The sequence below is a fragment of the Caenimonas sedimenti genome, assembly GCF_007833165.1.
Lineage (GTDB): Bacteria > Pseudomonadota > Gammaproteobacteria > Burkholderiales > Burkholderiaceae_C > Ramlibacter > Ramlibacter sedimenti.
In genome coordinates this window covers 1-1238 of record NZ_VOBQ01000048.1, presented here as the reverse complement: position 1 = coordinate 1238, position 1238 = coordinate 1, and the positions used below count along the sequence as shown (strand labels likewise).

Below are 1238 nucleotides of genomic sequence, written 5' to 3'. Positions count from 1 at the left end.
TTCAAGGTTGAACGAGTAGAACAGCCGATCCTGCGCTCCGCCTTGGCTTCCCATCATCGTCAGCACCCCCGCATTTGGTTCGCGCAAATCTAGGCGGCACCGGAGAGTTTTTCAACAGAATCGGCCGGAAGCGGACATCGCGCCCGGCGGCCTATCTGCGAATCGGACGAACATCACTTATCGCAAAGATGGATTGAAGGCTGTCTCTATGTGGTGACCGTCTGGTCGACGACGAATGCACCGCAATAGCTGCCCGCGTGCGGTTGGCGACGATGACCGTATACGGCCGCTAGGGGGAACTCAATCGGTGCCAGCCCCGTTCCTCTGATTGCGGTTGGTCGCTTCAACAAGGATCTTGGCCACTTGTTCTTCGTCCAAGGTGACGCGTGAAAATTCGACTGTCTTCAGGACGGTGTCCAACGACAGCGGGTACCAGTCAGCCTTCGGTTCGTAGTGAGCGGCACCCAAGTGCAACTGGGGCGGACTGTTGACATAGCGAATGAAGTCTTCGGCCGTGGGCTTGTTCCCCGCCCACAAGCGCGCGACCTCGCCGCGGACGATGGGGGAGCTTGGCGCGAGCTTGCCAATTTCAACGCCGAAGGTTCCGCCAGGCTTGAAGAATCTCCCAAGCAACGAGTGATCGATGTAGTAGATGTCCTGCCACGAGCCGAGGGAGAAAGGCAGGGAGTTCACGACACAGAACACAGGCTTCTTGCCCTTGGCCTGAGGATAGTCGGCATCGATGATGTCTGGATAGTTAGTAAGCGCATTGCGCAGTCGCGCAACCTGCGCCGCATGGCTTTCGAGCTCCATCATGAAGTACGCCATCGCAATCGGCTGGCCGAATGGGATGCTACGGTTCTTGCACTCCAGAAAGAACACGTAGTCGTCCCACACGAAGGTGACGTCGTAGTCGAACTCATGCTCCTTCTTCGGCCCACGGTACACCTTCAGCTTGCGAGGCGTGAAGCCTTCACCCTGAAGGACTCGCAGCACTTCGTCTTCATACGCCGGCCCCTTCCCCTGGAAGGAGAGCTTGGCGTTCTGAAGGCTGGAGAGCATGACCTTGACCAGGTTGGCCTCGACCAAAGCAAAACCGAAAAGCAGGTAGTGAACCGCCCCGGGATTTGAGGAGGCTCCTTCGATAGAGTATGGAGCCATATGAGGAAGTCACCCAAGTTCTCCCCCGAGGTCGTCGAGCGTGCCGTGCGCATGGTTTTCGACGCCAAGGACCAGTA

1 protein-coding gene is annotated in these 1238 nt (G+C 57.8%); it reads right to left on the bottom strand.

Going from position 1 to position 1238, the window contains the following annotated elements:
• Window positions 1-300 precede the first annotated feature (300 nt).
• Window positions 301-1161, bottom strand: coding sequence for a hypothetical protein (locus FN976_RS28690; RefSeq protein WP_145897518.1), 861 nt, complete (start codon window positions 1159-1161; stop codon window positions 301-303).
• Window positions 1162-1238: the final 77 nt, after the last annotated feature.

Excerpts from the sequence above, each read along its gene's own strand:
- FN976_RS28690 (WP_145897518.1), bottom strand. The coding sequence starts at position 1,161 with ATGGCTCCATACTCTATCGAAGGAGCCTCCTCAAATCCCGGGGCGGTT.